We start from the raw sequence: 22,669 nt of genomic DNA on the forward strand, positions 1-22,669 counted from the left end.
CCGGCCGGGCCCCTACGGCGGCAGCTACGAAAACCGCACCCGCCTGCTGAAAAACGGCATTGCCGCCGCCAAAGTGTGGGAGGACGACCACTTCATGGTCACGGCGCGCCTCGGCATCTATGACGGGTACGCCTATCCCTACGGGTTCGGCGTCAGCCCCGAGAGCGGCCTGGCCCCCGATTTGCGGGAACCCATCCGGCTGGTGCGGGAACTGCACGACGAATACGGCCTGGCCATGGTGGACCTGACCATGGGCAACCCCTATGCCACCACCCACATCACCCGGCCCTTCGACTTTGGCAAATACGAACCGGACGAACACCCCTTTGTGGGGCTGGACCGGATGATCCACGGCATCGGTGCGGTCAAAAAAGCCGTGCCGGAGATGACGGTGTGGGCCTCCGCTCCCAGTTATCTGCGCCAGTACGCCGATCTGTTCACCGCCGGGGCGGTGGAGCAGGGCCTGTGCGACGGCATGCTGTTCGGCCGCATGGCGTTTGCCCAGCCGGATTTTGCCAACCAGATCCTGCACAACGGACGCTTGGACCCTGCCCGCGTCTGCCTTGCCTGCGGCAAGTGCGGCGACCTGATCCGCGCCCACAAGCCCACCGGCTGTGTGATCCGGGACAGCAAAACCTTCCTGCCCTTCTACAAAGAATTTCTGGAAAACAAAAAGAACCAGCCCGCCAACTTCCGCGGCTGATGAGGAGTGTCTTGTATGAAAAAAACTGCCATTGTAACCGGCTCCAGCCGGGGCATCGGTTTTGCCATCGCCCGTCAGCTGGGACTTGACGGCTACAACATTGTCATGGTGGCCACCGGCCCGCAGGAGAAAAACCAGGCCGCCTTGGACACCCTGCGGGAACTGGGCATCGACTGCGCCTACGTGCAGGCCAATATCGGCTGCAGTGAGGACCGCCGCAAGATTCTGGACGGTGCCCTGGCCGCCTTCGGCCGTGTGGACGCCCTGATCAACAACGCGGGCGTTGCCCCCAAAGTGCGCGCCGACTTGCTGGAAATGAGCGAGGAGAGCTTTGACTACGTGGTGGGCGTGAACACCAAAGGCAATATGTTCCTGACCCAGCTGGTGGCCAACCAGATGATCTGCCAGGAACCGTTGGACGGCCGCAAAGGCGTGATCGTCAACGTATCCAGCTGCAGCGCTGCCGTTTCCTCCACCAACCGGGGGGAATACTGTGTATCCAAAGCCGGCGTGTCCATGCTGACCACCCTGTACGCCGACCGCCTGGCCCGGGAGGGCATTCTGGTGAACGAGGTACGCCCCGGCGTCATTGCCACCGACATGACCAGCACCGTACAGGGCAAATATGACAGCCTGATCGAGCAAGGGGCCTTCCCCATTGCCCGGTGGGGCACCCCCGAGGACGTAGCCGGGGTGGTAAGTGCCCTGTGCAGCAACAAATTCACCTACACCACCGGCAACTACATCGACGTGGACGGCGGCTTCCACATCCAGCGCCTGTAAAGGAGGGACTGTGACCGTGCCACAACCCCAACGCTTTGAAGCCGACGGCCGCAGCGCCCGGGTATACAGCTGCAACACCGCCATTGTGGGCACCGGCGCCGCCGGCTACAACGCCGCCGACCGGCTGTGGGCCCTGGGCCAGCATGACATTCTGCTGGTGACCGAAAACCGGGTGGGCGGCACCAGCCGCAACACCGGCAGCGACAAACAGACCTATTACAAGCTGACACTGGCCGGCGGCGACCCCGACAGCGTGCGCGAAATGGCCCAGACCCTGTACGAGGGCCGCTGCGTGGACGGGGACATTGCCTTGTGCGAGGCAGCGCTCTCCACCCAATGTTTTATGAAACTGGTGGAACTGGGCGTACCGTTCCCCCGCAACCGCTACGGGGAGTACATCGGCTACAAAACCGACCATGACCCCCGCCGCCGGGCTACCAGCGTAGGCCCCTACACCAGCAAGGCCATGACCGAATGTCTGGAGCGGGCCGTACTGGACAAGCAGATCCCGCTGCTGGACAAACTGCAGGTCATCAAGATCCTGAGCGACGGCCAAAGCATCAGCGGCCTGCTGTGCTATGACGTGACCGCCGCGGCGGACAACGACCGCTTTGTACTGATCCGCTGCAAGAACATCATCTATGCCACCGGCGGCCCTGCCGGCATGTATGCGGACAGCGTCTACCCCTTCAGCCAGTACGGCGCTACCGGTCTGGCGCTGGAAGCGGGCGCCCGGGGCAAAAACCTGACCGAGTGGCAGTACGGGCTGGCATCGGTCAAGCCGCGCTGGAACGTTTCGGGCACCTACATGCAGGTATTGCCCCGGGTGTTTTCCACCGCGGCGGACGGCAGCGACGAGCGGGAATTCCTGATGAACTTTTTCCGCACCCCGGCCGAGATGCTGGGCAAGCTGTTCCTGAAAGGCTACCAGTGGCCCTTTGATGTGCGCAAAGTGGCCGACGGCAGTTCCATCATCGACATTCTGGTATATCTGGAAAGCTGCAAGGGCCGCCGGGTCTACCTGGATTACCGCACCAATCCCGTGAACGGGCAGTTCCGGTATGAGGACCTGCCCGACGAAGCCCGGGACTATCTGCAGCGGGCGGGGGCCTGTTTCGGCACCCCCATTCAGCGGCTGGCACACATGAACCAGCCCGCCATTGATTTTTACCGCGACAAAGGCGTGGACCTGGCCACCGAACCGCTGGAGATTGCCCTGTGCGCCCAGCACAACAACGGCGGCCTGGGCATCGATTGCTGGTGGCAGACCAATATAGAGGGGTTGTTTGCCGTAGGCGAAGCAGCCGCCAGCCACGGTGTCTATCGCCCGGGGGGCACGGCGCTGAACGCCGGCCAGGTGGGCAGCACCCGCGCAGCCCAGCACATTGCCGCACGCCGCCGGGGCGAAGCCCCTGCCCATTTCACCCGGGAGGCCCGCCGGGCCCTGGTGGAAATGGATACGCTGGCCCGCCAGTGCAGCGCCCCCACCGGCAACGTGCGCACCCTTTGGCGGGAGGCCGGTCAGGCCATGAGCCGCTGCGGCGCCGCCATCCGCAACATCCGCCAGATCAGTACCTACTGCGGCCAGGTGGAGGACCTGCTCAACCATTTTGCCCAGCGGGTCACCGCGTCCAATCCGGCGGAGCTGGGTATGGTGTTCCGCCTGCGGGATATGCTGATGAGCCAGGCCGCCTACCTGACCGCCATGCTGGACTATGCGGCCCGGGGCGGCAAAAGCCGGGGCAGCGCCCTGTATACCGACCCCAACGGCACCAAGCCTTACCCCGTTTTGCCCGATACCTTTACCTACACCCTGGAACAGGACGGCGAAAACCGCATCCAGGAACTGTGGTACGCGGACGGCGCCTGCCACCTGGGCTGGCGCAGCCCCCGCCCCATCCCCGAAGATGACGATTTCTTTGAAAACGTCTGGCGGGATTTCCGCGAGACCGGTCTGGTAGACTGACATCCCCCTGCTTTGTGCAGCTTTCTTCTTTGTTCTTCTTTTTCAGAAAAAACGGCTCTGCTTTCCGGCAGGGCCGTTTTTTCCTGCGGCAGCCATACAAATCTTTGGGATTGTCCCTTGCGCAGCGCCGGGCGTTACGGTATAGTAGATTTATACTTCCATTACAGAAAGGAACTTTTCCATGCTCAATAAAAAGCCCTGGCTGTATCTGGCTGCCGCCGCGGTGATTCTGCTGCTTCTCAAATACAGCGACGACCTGCTGGGGGGCATCCGGTTGTTTGCCTCCCTGCTTACCCCGCTGGTGGTGGGCTGCGGCATCGCCTATGTGCTCAATATCCCCATCACCCGCCTGGAAGCCCTGCCCCCGCTGCGCAACCCGGATTCCCGGCTCTACCCCGTGCGGCGGGCGCTGAGCATCATCGGGTCGCTGGTCATCATCATTCTGGTAATGGTCTTGTTGGTGCTGATCATCATTCCCCAGCTGGTGGACGCCTTCCGCGTCATGCTGGTGGGCGTTCCCCCGGCCGTCAACCGTTTTCTGGCCTGGCTGGATTCCCTGGACGTCACCGTGCCCCAGCTGGAATCCTGGCTGCGCTCCCTCAATGTGAACTGGCCGGACCTGCTGCAAAAAGCCACCACCCATCTGACCTCCGGCATGGGCAATGTTTTCAACTCCGCCGTAGGGCTGCTCAGCAGTCTGGGCGGCGGGGTGATGCAGCTGATCATCAGCGTCATCTTTGCCCTGTACCTGCTGGCCGGCAAGGAAAAACTGGCCCGGCAGTTCCATCTGCTGGCTGAAACCTACCTGCCCCAGGGGGTCTGCCGCCGCCTGTGGTATGTGCTGAGCACCGCCCACGATACCTTTACCAAATTCTTTGTAGGCCAGTTTACCGAGGCCATCGTCATCGGTGTGCTGTGTACCATCGGTATGTGGATCTGCCGTCTGCCCTACGCCACCATGATCGGCACTCTGGTGGGTGCCACCGCCCTGCTGCCGGTGGTGGGCGCTTACCTGGGCGCCGCGGTGGGCGCCTTCATGATCCTGACGGTCAACCCGCTGCAGGCCCTGGGATTCCTGATCTTCATTGCCATTCTGCAGCAGCTGGAAGGCAACCTGATCTACCCCCGTGTGGTGGGTACCTCCATCGGGCTGCCGGGCATCTGGGTACTGACCGCCGTGACCCTGGGCGGCGGCATCGGCGGCATTGCCGGTATGCTGCTGGCTGTGCCCGTTACCGCCACCATCTACCGCCTGCTGCGCGCCGACGTGCACCGCAAACAGGGACTTGCCGCTGCGCCCAAGGCGTAACATCACAATTTTTATTATTCGTTCATGTTTTTTTGCGTTTTTCTTTACTGTACTCCCGAAGTGCGTTATAATCAACATAATCTTGGTGATCACCAGCTTCCTGCGGAGTTCGCCAAAGACGTGAAGCATCAAAGGAGGAGAAATCATGTTTTGTGGAAAATGCGGCGCCAAACTGGAAGAAGGCGTGACCTTTTGCCCCCAGTGCGGTACACCTACAGGTGCAGCACCTGCTGCAGAAACAGCTGGCACTGCCCCTGCCGCCAAAAAGCCTAATTTGCCTGTGCTGATCGGCGCAGTGGTGCTGGTTGCGGTCATTGTTGTTTCTCTGTTGTTTGCCGTTGGCCCCCTGGGTGGGCGCAGCGCCGAAAAGACCATTGATCAGCTGTTTGAATCGGTATTGAACGCAGACACCCGCGGCCTGATGAGCCTTGTCCCGGACGGCATGGTAGAAGCTGCCATGGAAGAGTCCGACATGGATGAGGATGAATACGAGGAGCAGCTGGATGACATGGATGAGCAGCTGGAAAGCAGCCTCTCCATGATGGAAGCTTTGGCCGGTGAAGACTGGACGATGACACATGAGATTGTTTCGACAGAAAATATTACCGGAGAAGATCTGGCAGATCTGAAAGACGATTACGAAGAATACAATGTTAAAATTTCTGCTGCCAAAAAGCTGAAGCTTCATATTACATTACTGGACTCCGAAGGCGAAGAAGTGGATGACAGCAGCACGGAGATGTATGTGGTCAAGTGCGGCCGCGACTGGTGCCTGGATGTCAATTCCATGGGCAATATCTTCTAACCATCGACCGTAAATCCTTTTGCCCCGGACAATTCTTGCACGGAGGGGTTCTTTCTTCTCACAGATATCCCACGCACCGGAATTTGACCGCTTTTTTACAAACGGTTCCCGCACAAAATCCAATCCCCCGGACAGATTTTTTCTGTCCGGGGGATTTTTTTGTTCCTCTTTTTGTTTTTTCGCCCTGCCGCCCGGCCTTTGGGGGCCTTTCCCGATTTTTACAAAACCGCTGCGGCACTGCCTGTTTTTTTACGGGGATTTAACCGCAGTATGGTTTCGGCCGCCGGACACACCCGGGTATAATGATTTCGGCAAGCGGCCAGGGGCCGCTGTGCTGCCGGGTGGTCCCGGCCAGTCATGGAGAAAAGAAAGTAAGGAGAGTCAAATCGTCATGCAGAACCTGAGCAAACGTGCCCTGGCGCTGCTGGGCGCCGCGGCCATGTCCGCCAGCCTGGCTGCCTGCGGCAGCACCGCCTCCACCACCTCCGCCAGCGAGTCTGCGGCTGCCACCCCGGCTGCCGAGACCGCTGCCCCCGCCACCGCCGAAACTTCCGCCAAGACCCCCAAGTACATCTTCCTCTTCATCGGCGACGGCATGAGCTACCCCCAGATCCAGAGCACCAACTACTACCTGAGCGCCCTGCAGAATGGTACCAGCATGGGCGGTGACGGTGCCATCCTCCAGCACGAGGATTCCCTCACCTTCCTGGATTTCCCGGTAGTGGGCAGCGCCCAGACCTACGACAGCACCTCTTTCTGCCCGGACTCCGCTTCCACGGCCACCTCGCTGTCCACCGGCCACAAGACCTACTCCGGCACCATCAACATGGACGAGACCGGTACCGTTGCCTATGAGACCATCAGCGAAAAGCTGAAGGACCAGAAGGGCTACAAGATCGGCGTGGTATCCAGCGTCAACATCAACCATGCCACCCCCGCCGCCTTCTACTGCCACCAGGCCAGCCGCTCCAACTACTACGACATCGGCCTGGAGATGATCGACAGCAACTTTGACTACTTTGCAGGCGGCGCCCTGCTGGAGCCCACCGGCGCCGACGAGGACCAGCCTGACCTGTACACCCTGGCCGCCGAGGCAGGCTACACCGTGGCCAAGACCCAGGCGGAAGCCGAAGCCATCACCGCCGACACCGGCAAGGCCATCCTGATCGATGAGCACCTGGCCGACGGCGACGCCATGGCCTACGAGCTGGACCGCACCGACGACATGTGGAGTCTGGCCGATTATGTGGACAAAGGCATCGAAGTGCTGGACAACGACACCGGCTTCTTCATGATGGTGGAAGGCGGCAAGATCGACTGGGCCTGCCACGCCAACGACGCCGGTTCCACCATGCATGACACCCAGGCTTTGTCCGATGCGGTGGACGAAGCGGTGGAATTCTACAACGAACACCCCGACGAAACGCTGATCCTGGTGACCGGCGACCACGAGACCGGTGGTCTGACCATCGGCTACGCGGGCACCAACTACGACACCTTCCTGCAGAACCTGGCCAACCAGAAGATCAGCTACGCCAAGTTTGACAGCGACTATGTCGCCGCCTACAAAGAGAACGGCACCTCCTTTGAGGACGTTCTGGTGGATGTGCAGAACCTCTTCGGCCTGACCACCGAGGAAGCCTCCGGCCAGCAGGGCGAAACCGGTGTGACCACCGACAACGCCAGCAGCCACCCCACCGGCGTGACCAGCGGTTCTTTGGTCATGACCGACTACGAACTGCAGAAACTGCGCGACGCCTACGACCTGACCATGACCAAGACCGAGGACACCGAACTGACCCAGGAAGAGTACGTCCTCTACGGCTCCTATGAACCGCTGAGCGTTACCATCACCCACATTCTGAACAACAAGTCCGGCATCAGCTTCACCAGCTACAGCCACACCGGCCTGCCGGTAGCCGTCTTCGCCATGGGCGCCGGCCAGGACCTGTTCCAGGGCTACTACGACAACACCCAGGTTTACTTCAACCTGGCCGAGCTGACCGGCGTGGCCTGATGCCCGCCCGTCCCCGGCTTCTGTATTCCCCTTCTTGTTGACTCAGCGTGACCCCGCAGCGCTCTGCGCCGCGGGGCCGCGCTGCGTAAGGGGCCATCCTTTTGGTTTAGGAGAATGTAACCATGCTGCAACGTATTTTCCGTTCGATCCTCACCTTTCTGCGCCGGGTATGGGGCGACCAGCCGGTAGGCTGGGCCACCCTGCTGCCGGGGCTGCTGCTGACCGCCGTGCTGCTGGCGCTGCCCACCGGCTACGAAGGCGCCGTCATCTACCAGGGCACCGAAAAAGTCCGGGCCACCGTGCTGGCTACCAACGAGGATACCGTCATCTCCACCGGGCTGATCCAGACCGGCGAGCAGGTCTGCACCCTGCGCATTGAGGAAGGGCTGTTCAAAGGCCGGGAAGTCCAGGGCGCCAACCTGCTCTCGGGCAGTCTTTCCCAGGACAAGATCTTTGCCCCGGGGGACATCGCCTTTGTGGTGGTCAGCTACCAGGGGGACACCGTCACCTCGGTGACGATGATCGACCATTACCGTATCACCTGGGAATGGGTGCTGGCCCTCTTCTTTGCGCTGCTGCTCATTCTGTTTGCAGGCCCCGGCGGCGTGCGGGCACTGCTCTCCTTCGTGATCACGGTGCTGGCCATCTGGAAGGTGATGATCCCCACCTGCCTGAAGGGCGGCAACCCGCTGTTGATGGGCCTTTTGCTGGTGGCGCTGCTGACGGTGGTCATTATTGTGTTCGTGTACGGCTATGACCGCCGCAGTCTGGTGGCGGTGCTGGGCAGCATGCTGGGCACCGTGACCGCCTGCGGACTGGGCATGTTGTTCACCCACCTGCTGAAGATCCACGGCGCCGTGATGAGCGACAGCGAAACGCTGCTGTACGCAGGGTACCAGAACCTGGACCTGACCAATATTTTCATGGCCAGTATTTTCATCGGGGCGGCGGGCGCCATGATGGACCTGGCTGTGGACATTACCAGCGGCGTGAGCGAAGTTATCCGCAAAAAGCCGGGCATCGGCGCCTGGGAGGCGGTGGGCAGCGGCATGCGCATCGGGCAGGCGGCCATGGGCACCATGACCACCACCCTGTTGCTGGCTTACTCCGGCGGATGCATGGCCCAGCTGATGGTCTTTATGGCCCAGGGCACCCCCATCCTGAATATTCTGAACTACAAATATGTAGCCAGCGAGATTTTGCAGACGTTGGTGGGCAGCTTTGGTCTGGTAACGGTGGCGCCCTTTACCGCTGTGGTGGCAGGGCTTTTGCTGACCCGCGCCCCGCAGAAGGAAACGCCCCCTGCCAAGCCTGCGGCGTAACCGTTGTTTGTTTTTCTTTCGCTGAAAACGGCCGGTCCCGGAACGGGGACCGGCTGCTTTTTTGTACCGGTTGGTTGCAGCATCGTAAAAAATGACAAAATGGAAACGGTTTCAATTAATTTGTAACTTTTCCCGTGCGAAATGCACAAAAGGCCGGGTTCTCTCTTGTGGTTTTAAACAAACTTGATTAAAAAACGGAAAAAGTTATTGCTTTTTTGTGAAAAACGATGTACCATAGTGGCATCGAAAGGTTGGAAACGTTACCAACCGACACGCAAAAGCACACTCGCCCGGCTCCCGGGCAACAACACCTTTTTCAAGGAGGAGAACAACATGAAAGCCAAGAAACTTCTTTCTCTGGGCATCGCCGGTACCATGGCCGTAGCACTGCTGGCCGGCTGTTCCTCGTCCGGCAGCAGCTCTTCCGCTGCTTCTTCCGGCGACACCGCCACCAGCGAAGCCTCCGCCGCCAGCACCACCGCTGCCGGCAAGGTCTACTACCTGAACTTCAAACCCGAGCAGGATGAACAGTGGCAGGCGCTGGCCAAGGTTTACACCGAACAGACCGGTGTTCCCGTCACCGTGGTGACCGCCGCTTCCGGCGAGTACGAAACCACCCTGATGAGCGAGATGGCCAAGAGCGACGCCCCCACCCTGTTCCAGGTCAACGGCCCCATCGGCCTGGCCAACTGGAAGGATTACTGCTATGACCTGACCGGCAGCGACATTCTGGGCCAGCTGACCAGCGACACCTACGCCCTGAAGGACGGCGACGCCACCCTGGGCATCGGTTACGTTATTGAGTCCTACGGCCTGATCACCAACAAGACCCTGTTGGAAAAAGCCGGTTACACCATCGACGATATCAAGAGCTTTGAGGACCTGAAGAAAGTCGCCGAGGACATCACCGCCCGCCAGGACGAGCTGGGCTTCGCAGCTTTCACCTCCGCCGGCATGGATTCTTCCTCCGACTGGCGCTACAAGACCCACCTGGCCAACCTGCCCATCTACTTTGAGTACCAGGACGAAGGCATCACCTCCACCGATGCCATCAAGGGCACCTACCTGGACAACTACAAGAACATCTTTGACCTGTACATCAACAACTCCACCTGCGCTCCCACCGAGCTGGCCGGCAAGACCGCCGATGACAGCCGCAACGAGTTCCTGGCCGGTGAAGCCGTGTTCTATCAGAACGGTTCCTGGGAATACGTCAACCTGACCCAGGACGGCACCTTCACCGATGACGACCTGGCCATGATCCCCATCTACTTCGGCGTGGGCGATGAAGCCAACCAGGGCCTGTGCACCGGCACCGAGAACTACTGGTGCGTCAACAGCGAAGCCCCCGAAGAAGACATCCAGGCCACTCTGGACTTCATCAACTGGTGTGTCACCTCTGAGGAAGGCACCAAGGCCATGGCCAATGACATGGGCTTTGTTATCCCCTTCAAGGGCGCCCAGGAATCCAGCAACGTCTTTGTAAAGCAGGACCAGGAAATGACCGCTGCGGGCAAGACCCCCGTGTCCTGGAACTTCACCACCATGCCTTCCGAAAACTGGAAGAACGGCGTGGGCTCTGCCCTGACCGCCTATGCCGCCGGCACCGGTGACTGGGACGGCGTCGTGACCGCCTTCGTGGACGGCTGGGCTACCGAGGCTGCGCTGAACGCTACCGCGTAAAAAACGCCTTCCGGGTCCGGCAGACCGACCAATGATACCATGCGGGAAGGGCGGGCGAACCAAACGCCCGCCCCTCCCGCTTTTCTTGTGGGGAAATCAATATGGAAAAAGCGATTAAAAAATTCTGGCCGGTGTTCATACTGCCCACGCTGGCGGCCTTTATCATCGGCTTTATCTGGCCCTTTATCTGGGGTATCGGGCTGTCGTTCTGCAAGTTCACCACGGTGAAAAACGTGCAGTTCGTGGGCCTGGACAACTACTTCAAAATCTGGCAGGACAACACCTTTGTCCATGCGTTCGTCTTTACCACGGCGTTTACCATTGTGTCCACCGTGCTCATCAACGTGCTGGGCTTTACCCTGGCGCTGCTGCTCACCCGGCATGTGCGAGGCACCAACATCTTCCGTACCGTCTACTTCATGCCCAACCTGATCGGCGGCGTGGTACTGGGCTATATCTGGCAGACACTGCTCAACGGCCTGCTGACCGTGCTGGAAAAGCCCCTGATCACCCTGAACGCCACCTACGGTTTCTGGGGCATCGTGATCCTGATGTGCTGGCAGCAGATCGGCTACATGATGATCATTTACATTGCCGGATTGCAGAACGTCCCCACCGACCTGATCGAAGCCGCCCGCATCGACGGCGCCACCAGCCGCCAGGTACTTACCCGGGTCAAGATTCCCATGGTCATGCCCAGCATTACCATCTGTACCTTCCTGACCCTGACCAACTCCTTCAAGCTCTTTGACCAGAACCTGTCCCTGACCGGCGGCGAACCCGCCAAAGCCAGCCAGATGCTGGCTCTGAACATCTACGATACCTTCTATGCCCGCAGCGGTGCCCAGTGGAAGGGCATCGGCCAGGCCAAGGCCGTAGTGTTCTTCCTGGCGGTGGTCGTCATCGCCCTGATCCAGCTTCGGCTGACCCGTTCCAAGGAGGTGCAGCAGTAATGCAGAATTCCAAAAACACCAAGCGCGTCAACGCTGTGATCTCGGTGGTGCTGGGGCTGCTGTGCGTTGCCTACGTCTACCCCATCGTGCTGATTCTGCTCAACTCCCTCAAGCAGGAGCGGGCCATCTCCACCACCCGTATCTTCGAGCTGCCTTCCTCCGAAACCTTTGTGCGCCTGCAGAACTATATCTACGGCATCACTTCCATGGACTTTTTGTCCTCCTTCTGGTATAGTTTATTCATCTCGGTTTCGTCGGTATTGCTGATTTTGCTGTGCTGCTCCATGTGCGCATGGTACATCACCCGGGTACACGGCAAACTGTCCACCGGCATGTACTATCTGTGCGTGTTCAGCATGGTGGTACCCTTCCAGATGGTCATGTTCACCCTGGCCAAAACCGCCGACACCCTGAAACTGAACACGCCCTACAACATCTGCATCATCTACCTGGGCTTCGGCGCCGGGCTGGCGGTGTTCATGTTCACCGGCTTTATGAAATCCATGCCCGTGGAAATTGAGGAAGCGGCCATGATCGACGGCTGCAACCCGCTGCAGATCTTCTTCCGGGTGGTTTGCCCCATCCTGAAACCCACCATGATCTCCACTGCCATTCTGGAAACCATGTGGGTATGGAACGACTATCTGCTGCCCACCCTGGTACTGGATATCAAAAAATACCGCACCATTCCCATGGCGATCCAGTATTTCCGGGGCAGCTACGGCAAGGTGGAAATGGGCCCCATGATGGCCTGCATCATGCTCACCGTGTTGCCGGTGGTCATTCTCTATCTGGTGTGCCAGAAGTACATCATCGAGGGCGTCGTGGCCGGCGCCGTCAAGGGCTGATTCCAGCCTGCATACGTCCCCGCCGGGGGACGGCATCCTAAGAAAAGAAGGGGTAAGGCATGACGATCAAGGATATTGCCCGGGAGGCCGGGTACGCGGTGGGCACCGTCTCCCGCGTGATCAACAACAACCCCAACGTCAGCGCCGCTGCCCGGGCACGCATTTTGGAAGTGATCCACAAATACAACTTCCAGCCCAATTCCAACGCCAAACACCTGAAACAACAGGCCAGCCAGGGCATTGCCATGATCGTAAAAGGCACCCACAACATGCTGTTTGCCTCAGTGCTGGAAAAAATGCAGACCGAATGTACGGCCGCCGGGTACAACGGCATGGTCTACTACATCGATGAAAACGACAACGAGGTGGACCGCGCCCGCCAGATCTGCCGGGAACACAAACCCCACGGGGTGATCTTTCTGGGTTCCGACCGCAACCATTTCGGCCCCGACCTGGAGGAGCTGGGCGTGCCCTGCCTGCTGATGACCAACACCGCCGCCACCGCAGCCATTGCCAACCTGTCCAGCGTCAGCGTGGACGACGTGGCCGCCGCGGCCCGGATGGTGGGGCATCTGCTGGACAACGGCCACCGCCGCATCGGTTTCATCGGCGGCGACCTGACCTCCTCCCAGCCCAGTTCCGCCCGTCTGAGCGGCTGCCTGAGCGAGTTTTCCCGCCGGGGGCTGGCCTTTGAGCCCACCCGGCAGTACACCGTCGCCCGCTACACTTTGGCCGGCGGCTACCAGGCCATGGAGCATCTGCTCAACACCCTGCCTGACCTGACCGCCGTGTTCGCCTTCAGTGACATCATGGCCATCGGCGCCATGCGGGCACTGCAGGACCACGGTCTGCGGGTGCCGGAGGATGTGTCGGTATGCGGCTTTGACGGCATTGAGCTGGCGGGGTATCTTTCCCCCCGGCTGACCACTATACGCCAGCCCGCCGAACGGATGGCCGGGCGGGGCGTGGCTATTCTGATCCGCTGCATTGAGGAACAGAGCGACGCGGTACACGAACTGGTGCCCTACGAGCTTTTGGAGGGCGAAAGTGTCCTGCGCCTGCCCCTTGCAGACGAGACCCATTGACCGAAAGGAGGAATTGCCCATGCGCGCAAGCGGTGTGCTGATGCACCTGTCCAGTCTGCCTTCGCCTTACGGCGTCGGCACAATGGGCGCGGCGGCAAGGGCTTTTGTGGATTTTCTGGCAGCAGCGGGGCAGCGCTACTGGCAGCTGCTGCCCATCTGCCCCACCAGCTACGGGGACAGCCCCTACCAGTCGTTTTCGACCTACGCGGGCAACCCCTATCTTATTGACCTGGACGCCCTGGCCGAGGATGGCCTGCTGACGCCCGAAGAATACCAGACCATCGACTGGGAGAGCACCCCCGACCGGGTAAACTACGGGGCACTGTACCGCAAACGCTGGGCGGTGCTGCGCAAAGCCTGCGACCGGCTTTTGCAGAATCCGCCCCCGGCCTACGCCGATTTCTGTGCGGACAACGCTTTCTGGCTGCCGGACTACGCCCTGTTCATGGCCCTGAAAGACGAGCACGGTGGCCGTGCCTGGACCGAATGGGAACCGGCCCTGCGCCGTCGTGACCCTGCCGCCCTGGACGCCGCCCGCGCCCGCTGTGCCGAGGCCATCGCCTTCTGGCAGGGGGTGCAGTATCTCTTCTTTGCCCAGTGGCGGGCCCTGAAAGACTACGCCAACGGGCGGGGCATCCGCATCATCGGGGATCTGCCCATCTATGTGGCTGCCGACAGTGTGGACGTCTGGAGCACACCGGAAGCCTTCCAGCTGGACGAAAACCTGCTGCCCACCGAGGTAGCGGGCTGCCCTCCGGACGGTTTTTCCGCCACCGGGCAGCTGTGGGGCAACCCGCTGTACAACTGGGACGCCATGGCCCGGGACGGTTATGCCTGGTGGGTGCAGCGTTTCCGGGTGCTGTGCCGCACCTACGATATGCTGCGCATTGACCATTTCCGCGGTTTTGCGGGGTACTACGCCATTCCCTACGGCCAGACCGACGCCTGCGGCGGGCGGTGGCGTCAGGGGCCGGGCATTGCTCTGTTCCGTGCCGTGGAACAGGCTCTGGGCAAACAGCCCATCATTGCCGAGGACCTGGGCTTCCTGACCGACGATGTGCGGGAACTGCTGCATCAGAGCGGTTACCCCGGCATGAAGGTGCTGGAATTTGCCTTTGACAGCCGGGACGGCGGGGACTACCTGCCCCACACCTATCCCCGGCACTGTGTGGTCTACACCGGCACCCACGACAACGAACCCATCAACGGCTGGTTCCAGACCGCCCCCGCCCCGGACATTGCCCACGCCCTGGAATACCTGCCCCTGACCAAAGAGGAAGGCTACCACTGGGGCATGATGCGTGCCGCCTGGGCCAGCGTGGCAGACCTGGCCGTTGTACAGGCACAGGACCTGCTGGGCCTGGGGCACGAAGCCCGTATGAACACCCCGTCCACCCTGGGCGGCAACTGGTGCTGGCGGGCGCTGCCCGGCGTCTTTGACGAGGCGCTGGCCGCCAAGGTACGCCGTCAGATGGAACTGTACGGCCGCCTGAACGGATAAATGGTTTCCTCCTCCGGGGTCGGCCCTTCCCCACCCCGGCCTATACCCACCCGCCTGCGGCGCACACCGCAGGCGGGATTTTTTTGCAGGCGCTGGTATTTTGCGGCGCCCTGTGCTACCATAAAGGCAAAAGGAGGCCTTGCCTATGCTGGCGTATACCTATGTGAAAGAGGGCGTGTTTGCCCTGCAAGAAAAATCCAAACCCACCCTGCAGAACGACCGGGATGCCATTGTGAAGGTGACCCTGGGCAGCATCTGCACCAGTGACCTGCATATCAAGCACGGGTCGGTGCCCCGGGCGGTGCCGGGCATCACCGTAGGGCACGAGATGGTGGGCATTGTGGAACAGGTTGGTTCCGCCGTGACCACCGTGCGCCCCGGGGACCGTGTGGCCGTGAACGTGGAGACGTTCTGCGGGGAATGCTTTTTCTGCCGCCACGGCTGGGTGAACAACTGCACCGACCCCAGCGGCGGCTGGGCGCTGGGCTGCCGGATCGACGGCGGGCAGGCGGAATACGTGCGGGTGCCCTACGCCGACCAGGGGCTGACCCCCATCCCGGACACCGTGACCGACGAACAGGCCCTGTTTGTGGGCGACGTGCTGGCCACCGGTTACTGGGCGGCCCAGATCAGCGAGATCACCTCGGAAGACACCGTGCTGATTCTGGGTGCGGGGCCCACGGGACTGTGCACCCTGCAGTGCGTGCAGCTGTATTCCCCCAAGCGGGTCATCGTCTGTGACAAGGACCCCGCCCGGCTGGCTTTTGTGCAGGCCCATTACCCCACAGTACTGACCTCCCCGCCGGAAAACCTGCCGGACTTTGTGGCCGCCCACAGCGACCACGGCGGCGCCGACACCGTGCTGGAGGTAGCGGGCAGCGATGATACCTTCCGGCTGGCGTGGCAGTGTGCCCGCCCCAATGCCATTGTAACGGTGGTGGCGCTGTACGACGGTCCCCAGACCCTGCCCCTGCCGGATATGTACGGCAAGAACCTGATTTTCAAAACGGGCGGCGTGGACGGCTGCCACTGCAAGGAAACGCTGGACCTGATCGCCGCAGGCAAGCTGGACACCACCCCGCTGATCACCCACACCTACGACCTGAAGGACATTGAAGCGGCCTACGACCTGTTTGAACACCGCCGGGACGGCGTGATCAAAGTGGCCATCCGCTGCTGAACCCAGAAAAATTCCAAGAAGAGAAGGGAACAGGCCCGCACGGCAATTGCCGCGCGGGCCTGTTCCCTTGTTCACCTATTCACATTACCATCAACAGCGTACCGGCCGCGATGAGCCCGCAGCCCAAAGCGGAGCGGGGGGTGACCTGCTCATGCAGGAGCAGCGCAGCCAGAACCAGGGTGATGACCACGCTGAGTTTGTCGATGGGCACCACCTTGCTGGCGGGTCCCAGCTGCAGCGCCTTGTAATAGCACAGCCAGGAGGCGCCAGTGGCCAGCCCCGACAGGATCAGGAACAGCCAGCTGCGGCGGCTGATCTGCCCTATGCCGCCCTGGGTCCCCGTGAGGAACACCATGCCCCAGGCCATAGCCAGCACCACCGTGGTGCGCACCGCCGTGGCCAGGTTGGAGTTGACGCCCTCTATGCCCATTTTGGCCAGAATGGAAGTCAGGGCCGCAAACACCGACGACCCCACCGCAAAAACAAACCACATGGGAAAAACGCTTCCCTTACAACAATGTACAGTCCACCGGACTGCCGGTTTCCATTATACCACGCGGCGGCGGTCGATGCCACCGTTTTGCGCGCAAAATCATTGCGTGCGCAAATTAATGCTTGCGTGCGCAATGATTTGGGTGTATACTGCTGTATGGAAAGGAGAGGTTTGCCATGGATGACTTTATCAAATGGGTATCCATTACGTCGCGCCACACAGCCATGCACATGGACCGTGTGTTGGCGCCTTACGGGCTGAACGCCAGCCAGTATATGTATATCGTCCGGGTGTGCGAGCAGCCGGGCCTGACCCAGGACCGCTTTTTGCAGATGTTCTACATTCACCCCAGCAACGTGACCCGCGCCATATTGGCGCTGGAAAAGCAGGGGTTTCTGGAGCGGCGGTGCAATCCCAAAGACCGCCGCACCTTCTGTGTGTACCCCACCCAGAAGGCGCTGGACGTTTACCCCGCCATTACCCGGCTGCGCCGGGAATGGCAGGACACCATGCTGGCCGGGCTGGCGCCCGACACCCGCGCCCAATTGCAGGACGCTTTGCGGGACGCCGCACTGCGCGCCGTAGCCGAAAATGAGGAGGAGGAACCCCAACATGACCAATGAAAACCCGCTGGGCAGTCAACCGCTGCCCAAACTGCTGCGCTCTTTTGCCGTCCCCAGTATTCTGGCCATGCTGGTCAGTTCCCTGTACAACATTGTGGACCAGATCTTCATCGGCCAGGGTGTGGGGTATCTGGGCAATGCAGCCACCAATATAGCCTACCCCCTTACCACCATCTGCCTGGCCATTGCGCTGCTTATCGGCATTGGCGGCGCCGCCAACTTCAACCTGAATCTGGGTGCCGGCCGGCCGGAAGCTGCCCGCCGGGTGGTGGCCGCCGCCGTGACCATGATGGTGACCCTGGGCATTTTGTATATGGTGCTGGTGGAACTGTTCCTGCCCCAGCTGCTGCGGCTGTTCGGCGGCACCGACAGCGTAATGCCCTACGCCATTCAGTACACCCGCATCACCGCGCTGGGCATGCCGCTGCTGATCCTGACCAACGCCATCAGCAACCTGGTGCGTGCCGACGGCAGCCCCCGCTATTCCATGACCTGCATGCTGCTGGGCGCCATCATCAACACCATTCTGGACCCGGTATTCATCTTTGTATGCCACTGGGGCGTGGCCGGCGCCGCCTGGGCCACCGTCATCGGGCAGGCTGCCTCCTGCGCCATGGCCGTTGCCTATCTGCCCCGGTTCCGCAATATCCATCTTCAGCGGGAGGATTTCCGCCCCCGCCCCGCCCTGTGGCGGCGCATCGCTTCGCTGGGGCTGAGCAACAGCATGAACCAGATCGCCATCACCTTTGTGCAGATCATCCTGAACAACTCCCTGACCTACTACGGCGCCCAGTCCATCTACGGCAGCGAGATCCCTCTGGCTACCAGCGGCATCGTCATCAAGATCAACGCCATTCTGCTGGGCATCATCGTGGGCATCTCCCAGGGCACCCAGCCCATCATCAGCTTCAACTACGGCGCCGGCAAGTATGACCGCGTCTGCGGCATCTACCGGCTGGCCGTCCGGCTCAGCCTGATCATCTCGGCCGTGGGTTTTGTGGCGTTCCAGCTGTTCCCCAAACAGATCGTTTCGCTGTTCGGCACCGGCGACCATCTCTATTTTGAATTTGCCGTCAAGTTCATGCGCACCTACCTGTTCATGGTGGTGGTCAACTGTGTACAGCTGCTTTCCTCCAACTTCTTTGCCGCCATCGGCAAACCCATCCGCGGCCTGCTGCTGGCCCTGACCCGCCAGGTGTTTTTCCTGGTGCCGCTGCTGCTGATCCTGCCCCGCATCTGGGGGCTGGACGGCCTGCTGTTTGCCGCCCCGGTGGCCGATTTCATCGCCTTTGTCACCTCGGCCCTGACCATGCGCGCCGAACTGCGCCGCCTGTCTGCCGCAAAGGCCCCGCAGCCGGCCTGACCCCGGGAAATTTTATCCCCGGCAATCGCTTTTTCCGGCCCCGTAACGGCTGACAAACCGGTGGGTTTGTGGTATCATGTGGGTAGTTTCAGCGGCCCCGACGGACGGGCCGATCTTTCCGCGAAAGGATGATTGCTGTATGTATTATCTGGGAGTCGATCTCGGCGGCACCAACATCAAGGCCGCCCTGGTGAACGAGGAGGGTGTGATCCTGCAGGAAGCCAGCCGTCCCACCCGTTTGCCCCGCCCTGCGGAAGCGGTGTGCGATGACATTTCCGAAATGTGCGCCGAACTGGCCGCCGGGCAGGAGGTTGCCGGCATCGGCGTAGGCTGCCCCGGCACCATTGACGGGGGCATTGTGCGCTTTTCCAACAATCTGGACTGGCACGACTTTGCCATGGGCCCCTACCTGGAAGCCCGTACCCATCTGCCCGTTTACCTGGCCAACGACGCCAACGCCGCCGCCCTGGGCGAAGCGCTGGCAGGCTGTGCCAAGGGTGCCGACAGCGCCGTGATCCTGACGCTGGGCACCGGCGTAGGCGGCGGTGTGGTGCTGAACGGCAAGCTGCTGACCGGCTACACCGGCGCGGCGGCAGAGCCCGGCCACATGGTCATTACCGATGACCCCAACGCGCCCCTGTGCACCTGCGGACGCCGGGGCTGCCTGGAAGCCCTGGCCAGTGCCACGGCTTTGATCCGGATGACCCGGGAAGCCATGGAAGCCCACCCCGAGAGCCGCCTGCACGAAGTAGCCGCCCGGGACGGGGTGAACGGCCGCACCGTGTTTGATGCCGCCGCACTGGGGGACGAAACCGCCAAAGCTGTGGTGGAACAGTACACCCACGCGCTGGCAGTGGGCATTGCCAACCTGATCAACATCTTCTTCCCGGAAGTGGTCGGTCTTTCGGGCGGCGTTGCCAACCAGGGCGAAAACCTGCTGGCTCCCCTGCGGGAAGCCGTGGCTCCCATGGTCTTTGGGGATGCCTATGCTGAAAAACACACCCGCATTACCACCTGCCAGCTGGGCTACCGCGCCGGTGTGATCGGCGCTGCGCTGCTGGCCCGCCACCAGGCCTGATTTTCCACAAAACAAAAGTCCCCGGCACAACGCGAACGTGTTGTGCCGGGGACTTTTGTTGTATCCAAAACCTTACAGCCGTTTGCTTTCCAACGCCCGGCTGGTGCGCTCATGGGCTTCCTGGGCGGTTTCCTGGTTGTTCAGGCTGTAGCGCAGCACCAGCACTTCCGCCGCAAACAGCACGGCGATTTTGGCCGCGATACTGCTGCTGTCCAGCGGGCTGTCCTTGGCGCCGCACAGCAGCACCACATCGGCCAGCGCATTGCCCGGTGCGTCGGCATAATGGGTCAGCAAAATCACCCTGGCGCCGTTTTCCTTGGCCAGGCGCAGGGTCTCCATCATGTCCCGGGCCGCCCCGGAGTAGGACACAAACAGGACCACATCCTCTGTTCCCATCAGGCTGGTGGCCCGGGTCTGCATGTGGCTGCCGCCCGCTGTACGGAACTTGTTGGACATCACGGCAAACCGCGCCCAGATATCGTTGGCCAGGATCTGGCTGCCCCCCTGCCCGAAACAGAACACCTGCCGGGCCTGTTCCAGCAGGGCGGCAGCCTCATCCACCGCCGCCGGGTCCAGCACCCCCAACGTACCGTTGATGGCATCCACCGAGACAGCCCCCGCCTGTTTGCAGAGGGTAGCGGTGTCGGTATCGGGCAGGATGCAGTAGGCATCCTCTGCATTGGGCATCGCGTTGGCCTGGGCCAGGGCGATCTTCATTTCGTTGTAGCCGTCAAACCCCAGGGAACGGCAAAAGCGGAAAATGGTGGCTTCGGCCACACCGCAGGCCGCCCCCAACGCCGAAATGGACAGATACTGGGCCTGCTCCGCATGCTGGGTCAGGTAGTCCGCCACCAGCCGCCCCGAACGGGTAAGCTCGCTGTACTTTTCACGCAGCAGCTCCCAGAAATTCCGTGGATTCATTCCGATGCTGCGCCCATGGGAGTGCTGGACGCAACCGGGTTGTTGTGTTACAATATCCGCATAGAAACGGAGGGAAACGCAGGATGCAGGCCGATGTAAAACGGCAGATCGCCGACAAACTGTTGGAGTTGCTGGAAAAGAAAAGTCTGGAAAAAATCACCGTGAAAGAGCTGGTGACGCTGTGCGGCATCAGCCGCCAGACCTTCTACTACCATTTTGAGGACGTGCTGGATGTGGTGGACTGGTGGACCCGGCAGGGTGCCCAACAGCTGATGGAACAGAGCATGCGCACCGAGGACCCCCACGAAGCCCTGCGGTTGTTCGTGAACTACACCAACGACCACCGCCAGACTTTGCAGCATTTACTGGCCAGCCGCTGGCGGGAACAGCTGGAACGGCAGTTCGTGCAGGTGTTCACCACCTACCTGCAGGATATGCTGCACCGGATGCACCCCAACCTGGCCATGTCCCCCGCCGACGAGGAAGCTTTTTTGCAGTTTTACGCCTGCGGGATTTCGGGGTTATTGATCCAGCAGCCCCTGCGCACCAACGCCGAAAAAGAAACCCTGGTCAACCAGCTGTACTGGCTGCTGTTCCAGAACCCCTGGGGGCACATCCTCCACTCCTGAATCACTCCGCTTTGTGGGGATGGGCTGCCTTCCACAGCGCTTCCGCCTGGGGTTTCCATGCCTCGGCATAAGGCGTGGTGCGGTCGCACAAAGTATCCACCGTTTCCGGGGATTCGTAGTCGGTGGAAGCTGCACCGGTATCGTGTACCATCTTGCGCAGTTTTTCGGGGTTTTCCAGCATGGGGCAGGGCCGCAGCATATTATCGTTGAAGGGCTGCCCGTCGTGGTATGCCATAAAGATGGGGCTCTTGAGGGCCTCCAGCAGGGTGCAGCTGCGGATATTCACATTGGAATAGTGGATGAACACGCAGGGTTCCACATCGCCCCGGGCATTGATGTGCAGGTACCGGCGGCCGCCGGCAATGCAGCCGCCCACGTACTCGGCATCGTTCTGGAAGTCCATGGAGAAGATGGGCTTGGTCTTGCGGAAGGCGCGGATGCGGTTGTACAGTTCGGTGCGCTGTTCCGGCGTGGGCAGCAGTTCCGGTGCCGCGCCGCTGCCCACCGGCATATAGTGGAAGAACCAGACGAACAAAGCGCCCGCCTCGATGATCTCATCAAAGAATTTCTCGCTGCTGATGTCGGCATAGTTGCGGCTGGTATAGCAGGCCGAGATGCCGAAGGGCAGCTTATGGTCCTTGAGCAGCTGCATGGCGCGGCGCACGTTGGCGTAGGCGCCCTGGCCGCGGCGGCTGTCGTTGGCATCCTCAAAGCCTTCCAGGCTGAAAGCCGGCACAAAGTTTTTCACCCGCAGCATATCCTGGCAGAACGCCTCATCAATGAGGGTGCCGTTGGTAAAGCAGAGGAACTCGCAGTCACTGTGCTTTTCACACAAAGCAATGACATCCTGTTTGCGCACCAGCGGTTCGCCGCCGGTAAAAATGTACATATAGGTGCCCAGTTCCTTGCCCTGGGTGACGATGGAATCCAGTTCTTCCAGGGTCAGGTTCAGGCGGTTGCCGTACTCCGCCGCCCAGCAGCCGGTGCAGTGCATATTGCAGGCCGAGGTGGGGTCCAGCAGGATGGCCCAGGGCACGTTGCAGTTTTCCTTGCGGGAAACCTCGTCCTGGCGGGCACTGCCCTGCAGGCTGGCATTGATGATAAAGTTGCGGAAGAAGGCCTCCCGCACACCGGGGTCCAGCTCATAGACCTTCATGATCAGCTGGTACCAGTTGTTCTTTTCGTCGATGGCGTTGCGGAAGGCAGCGCGCTGCTTGGCGTACCAGTCCTTGGGGGTAACGGTATCGACCAGTTTCATGATCTTGGGAATGTTGGTTTCCGGGTCCTTTTCCAGATAGTGCAGAACCTGTTCGAGGCCGGCAGAGATTGCGGCATCTTTCAGGGATGCATTTTGTGCCATAGTAAGTGCACCTCCATACATTGCTAGTCCTTTTTTACGCGGTCAGG

Annotated in this window: 19 protein-coding genes and 1 pseudogene; 17 read left to right on the forward strand and 3 right to left on the reverse strand. The window is 60.9% G+C overall.

Annotated elements, in window-relative coordinates:
- The 13 genes and pseudogenes from H6B10_RS00630 to H6B10_RS00690 all read left to right on the forward strand — a co-directional run.
- Positions 1-703, forward strand: a pseudogene (locus H6B10_RS00630) (flavin oxidoreductase/NADH oxidase); the annotation flags it as partial.
- Between the two features lie 15 nt (positions 704-718).
- A complete protein-coding gene (locus H6B10_RS00635; protein ID WP_204648981.1) occupies positions 719-1,486 on the forward strand; it encodes a 3-ketoacyl-ACP reductase in 768 nt (255 codons plus the stop codon).
- Between the two features lie 16 nt (positions 1,487-1,502).
- Positions 1,503-3,452, forward strand: coding sequence for an FAD-binding protein (locus H6B10_RS00640; RefSeq protein WP_204648982.1), 1,950 nt, complete (start codon positions 1,503-1,505; stop codon positions 3,450-3,452).
- Positions 3,453-3,633: 181 nt separating this feature from the next.
- On the forward strand, positions 3,634-4,761 hold the full coding sequence (locus tag H6B10_RS00645) for an AI-2E family transporter (RefSeq protein ID WP_204648983.1): 1,128 nt from the start codon (positions 3,634-3,636) through the stop codon (positions 4,759-4,761).
- Positions 4,762-4,906: 145 nt separating this feature from the next.
- Positions 4,907-5,566, forward strand: coding sequence for a zinc ribbon domain-containing protein (locus H6B10_RS00650; RefSeq protein ID WP_204648984.1), 660 nt, complete (start codon positions 4,907-4,909; stop codon positions 5,564-5,566).
- 391 nt (positions 5,567-5,957) lie between these two features.
- Positions 5,958-7,583: an alkaline phosphatase gene (locus tag H6B10_RS00655; protein ID WP_204648985.1), complete on the forward strand. Its 1,626-nt coding sequence runs from the start codon at positions 5,958-5,960 to the stop codon at positions 7,581-7,583.
- A gap of 122 nt (positions 7,584-7,705) precedes the next feature.
- Positions 7,706-8,905: a YibE/F family protein gene (locus H6B10_RS00660; protein WP_204648986.1), complete on the forward strand. Its 1,200-nt coding sequence runs from the start codon at positions 7,706-7,708 to the stop codon at positions 8,903-8,905.
- A 333-nt stretch (positions 8,906-9,238) separates the two neighbouring features.
- A complete protein-coding gene (locus H6B10_RS00665) occupies positions 9,239-10,588 on the forward strand; it encodes an ABC transporter substrate-binding protein (RefSeq protein WP_204648987.1) in 1,350 nt (449 codons plus the stop codon).
- A 101-nt stretch (positions 10,589-10,689) separates the two neighbouring features.
- Positions 10,690-11,541 carry a carbohydrate ABC transporter permease gene (locus tag H6B10_RS00670; protein WP_204648988.1) on the forward strand — a complete coding sequence of 284 codons (852 nt, stop codon included), beginning with the start codon at positions 10,690-10,692 and terminating at the stop codon, positions 11,539-11,541.
- Complete coding sequence (locus H6B10_RS00675) at positions 11,541-12,389, forward strand: carbohydrate ABC transporter permease (RefSeq protein WP_204648989.1); 849 nt, start codon at positions 11,541-11,543, stop codon at positions 12,387-12,389. Before H6B10_RS00670 ends, H6B10_RS00675 begins: the two co-directional genes overlap by 1 nt.
- A 59-nt stretch (positions 12,390-12,448) precedes the next feature.
- Positions 12,449-13,474, forward strand: a complete 1,026-nt coding sequence (locus tag H6B10_RS00680) for a LacI family DNA-binding transcriptional regulator (protein WP_204648990.1) — start codon at positions 12,449-12,451, stop codon at positions 13,472-13,474.
- A gap of 19 nt (positions 13,475-13,493) precedes the next feature.
- The gene (gene malQ, locus H6B10_RS00685) at positions 13,494-14,975 is read left to right on the forward strand and encodes a 4-alpha-glucanotransferase (protein WP_204648991.1); all 1,482 of its coding nucleotides are present in this window, start codon (positions 13,494-13,496) and stop codon (positions 14,973-14,975) included.
- A 145-nt stretch (positions 14,976-15,120) separates the two neighbouring features.
- Positions 15,121-16,155 (forward strand): alcohol dehydrogenase, encoded by a 1,035-nt coding sequence (locus tag H6B10_RS00690; protein ID WP_204648992.1) that lies wholly within the window; start codon positions 15,121-15,123, stop codon positions 16,153-16,155.
- A 79-nt stretch (positions 16,156-16,234) separates the two neighbouring features.
- Here H6B10_RS00690 and H6B10_RS00695 read toward each other — a convergent pair whose 3' ends face one another.
- Positions 16,235-16,648 (reverse strand): EamA family transporter, encoded by a 414-nt coding sequence (locus tag H6B10_RS00695; RefSeq protein ID WP_204648993.1) that lies wholly within the window; start codon positions 16,646-16,648, stop codon positions 16,235-16,237.
- Positions 16,649-16,824: 176 nt separating this feature from the next.
- On the opposite strand from H6B10_RS00695, the gene H6B10_RS00700 reads away from it, so the two are divergent.
- The 3 genes from H6B10_RS00700 (at position 16,825) to H6B10_RS00710 (ending at position 19,712) form a co-directional block, all read left to right on the forward strand.
- Positions 16,825-17,271, forward strand: a complete 447-nt coding sequence (locus H6B10_RS00700; protein ID WP_204648994.1) for a MarR family winged helix-turn-helix transcriptional regulator — start codon at positions 16,825-16,827, stop codon at positions 17,269-17,271.
- Entirely contained in the window at positions 17,261-18,634 is a 1,374-nt protein-coding gene (locus H6B10_RS00705; RefSeq protein WP_204648995.1) for an MATE family efflux transporter, read from the forward strand. The genes H6B10_RS00700 and H6B10_RS00705 overlap by 11 nt, the downstream gene beginning before the upstream one ends.
- 139 nt (positions 18,635-18,773) lie before the next feature.
- Complete coding sequence (locus H6B10_RS00710) at positions 18,774-19,712, forward strand: ROK family protein (RefSeq protein ID WP_204648996.1); 939 nt, start codon at positions 18,774-18,776, stop codon at positions 19,710-19,712.
- Between the two features lie 72 nt (positions 19,713-19,784).
- On the opposite strand, the gene H6B10_RS00715 is transcribed toward H6B10_RS00710, so the two are convergent.
- Complete coding sequence (locus tag H6B10_RS00715; RefSeq protein WP_204648997.1) at positions 19,785-20,633, reverse strand: MurR/RpiR family transcriptional regulator; 849 nt, start codon at positions 20,631-20,633, stop codon at positions 19,785-19,787.
- A gap of 83 nt (positions 20,634-20,716) precedes the next feature.
- Here H6B10_RS00715 and H6B10_RS00720 point away from each other — a divergent pair, with 83 nt between their 5' ends.
- Entirely contained in the window at positions 20,717-21,262 is a 546-nt protein-coding gene (locus H6B10_RS00720; protein WP_204648998.1) for a TetR/AcrR family transcriptional regulator C-terminal domain-containing protein, read from the forward strand.
- A 1-nt stretch (position 21,263) separates the two neighbouring features.
- On the opposite strand, the gene H6B10_RS00725 is transcribed toward H6B10_RS00720, so the two are convergent.
- Positions 21,264-22,622, reverse strand: a complete 1,359-nt coding sequence (locus H6B10_RS00725) for a radical SAM protein (protein WP_204648999.1) — start codon at positions 22,620-22,622, stop codon at positions 21,264-21,266.
- Positions 22,623-22,669: the final 47 nt, after the last annotated feature.

The sequence above is a fragment of the Gemmiger formicilis genome, assembly GCF_016901605.1.
In the GTDB taxonomy this organism is placed as follows: Bacteria; Bacillota; Clostridia; order Oscillospirales; family Ruminococcaceae; genus Gemmiger; species Gemmiger formicilis_B.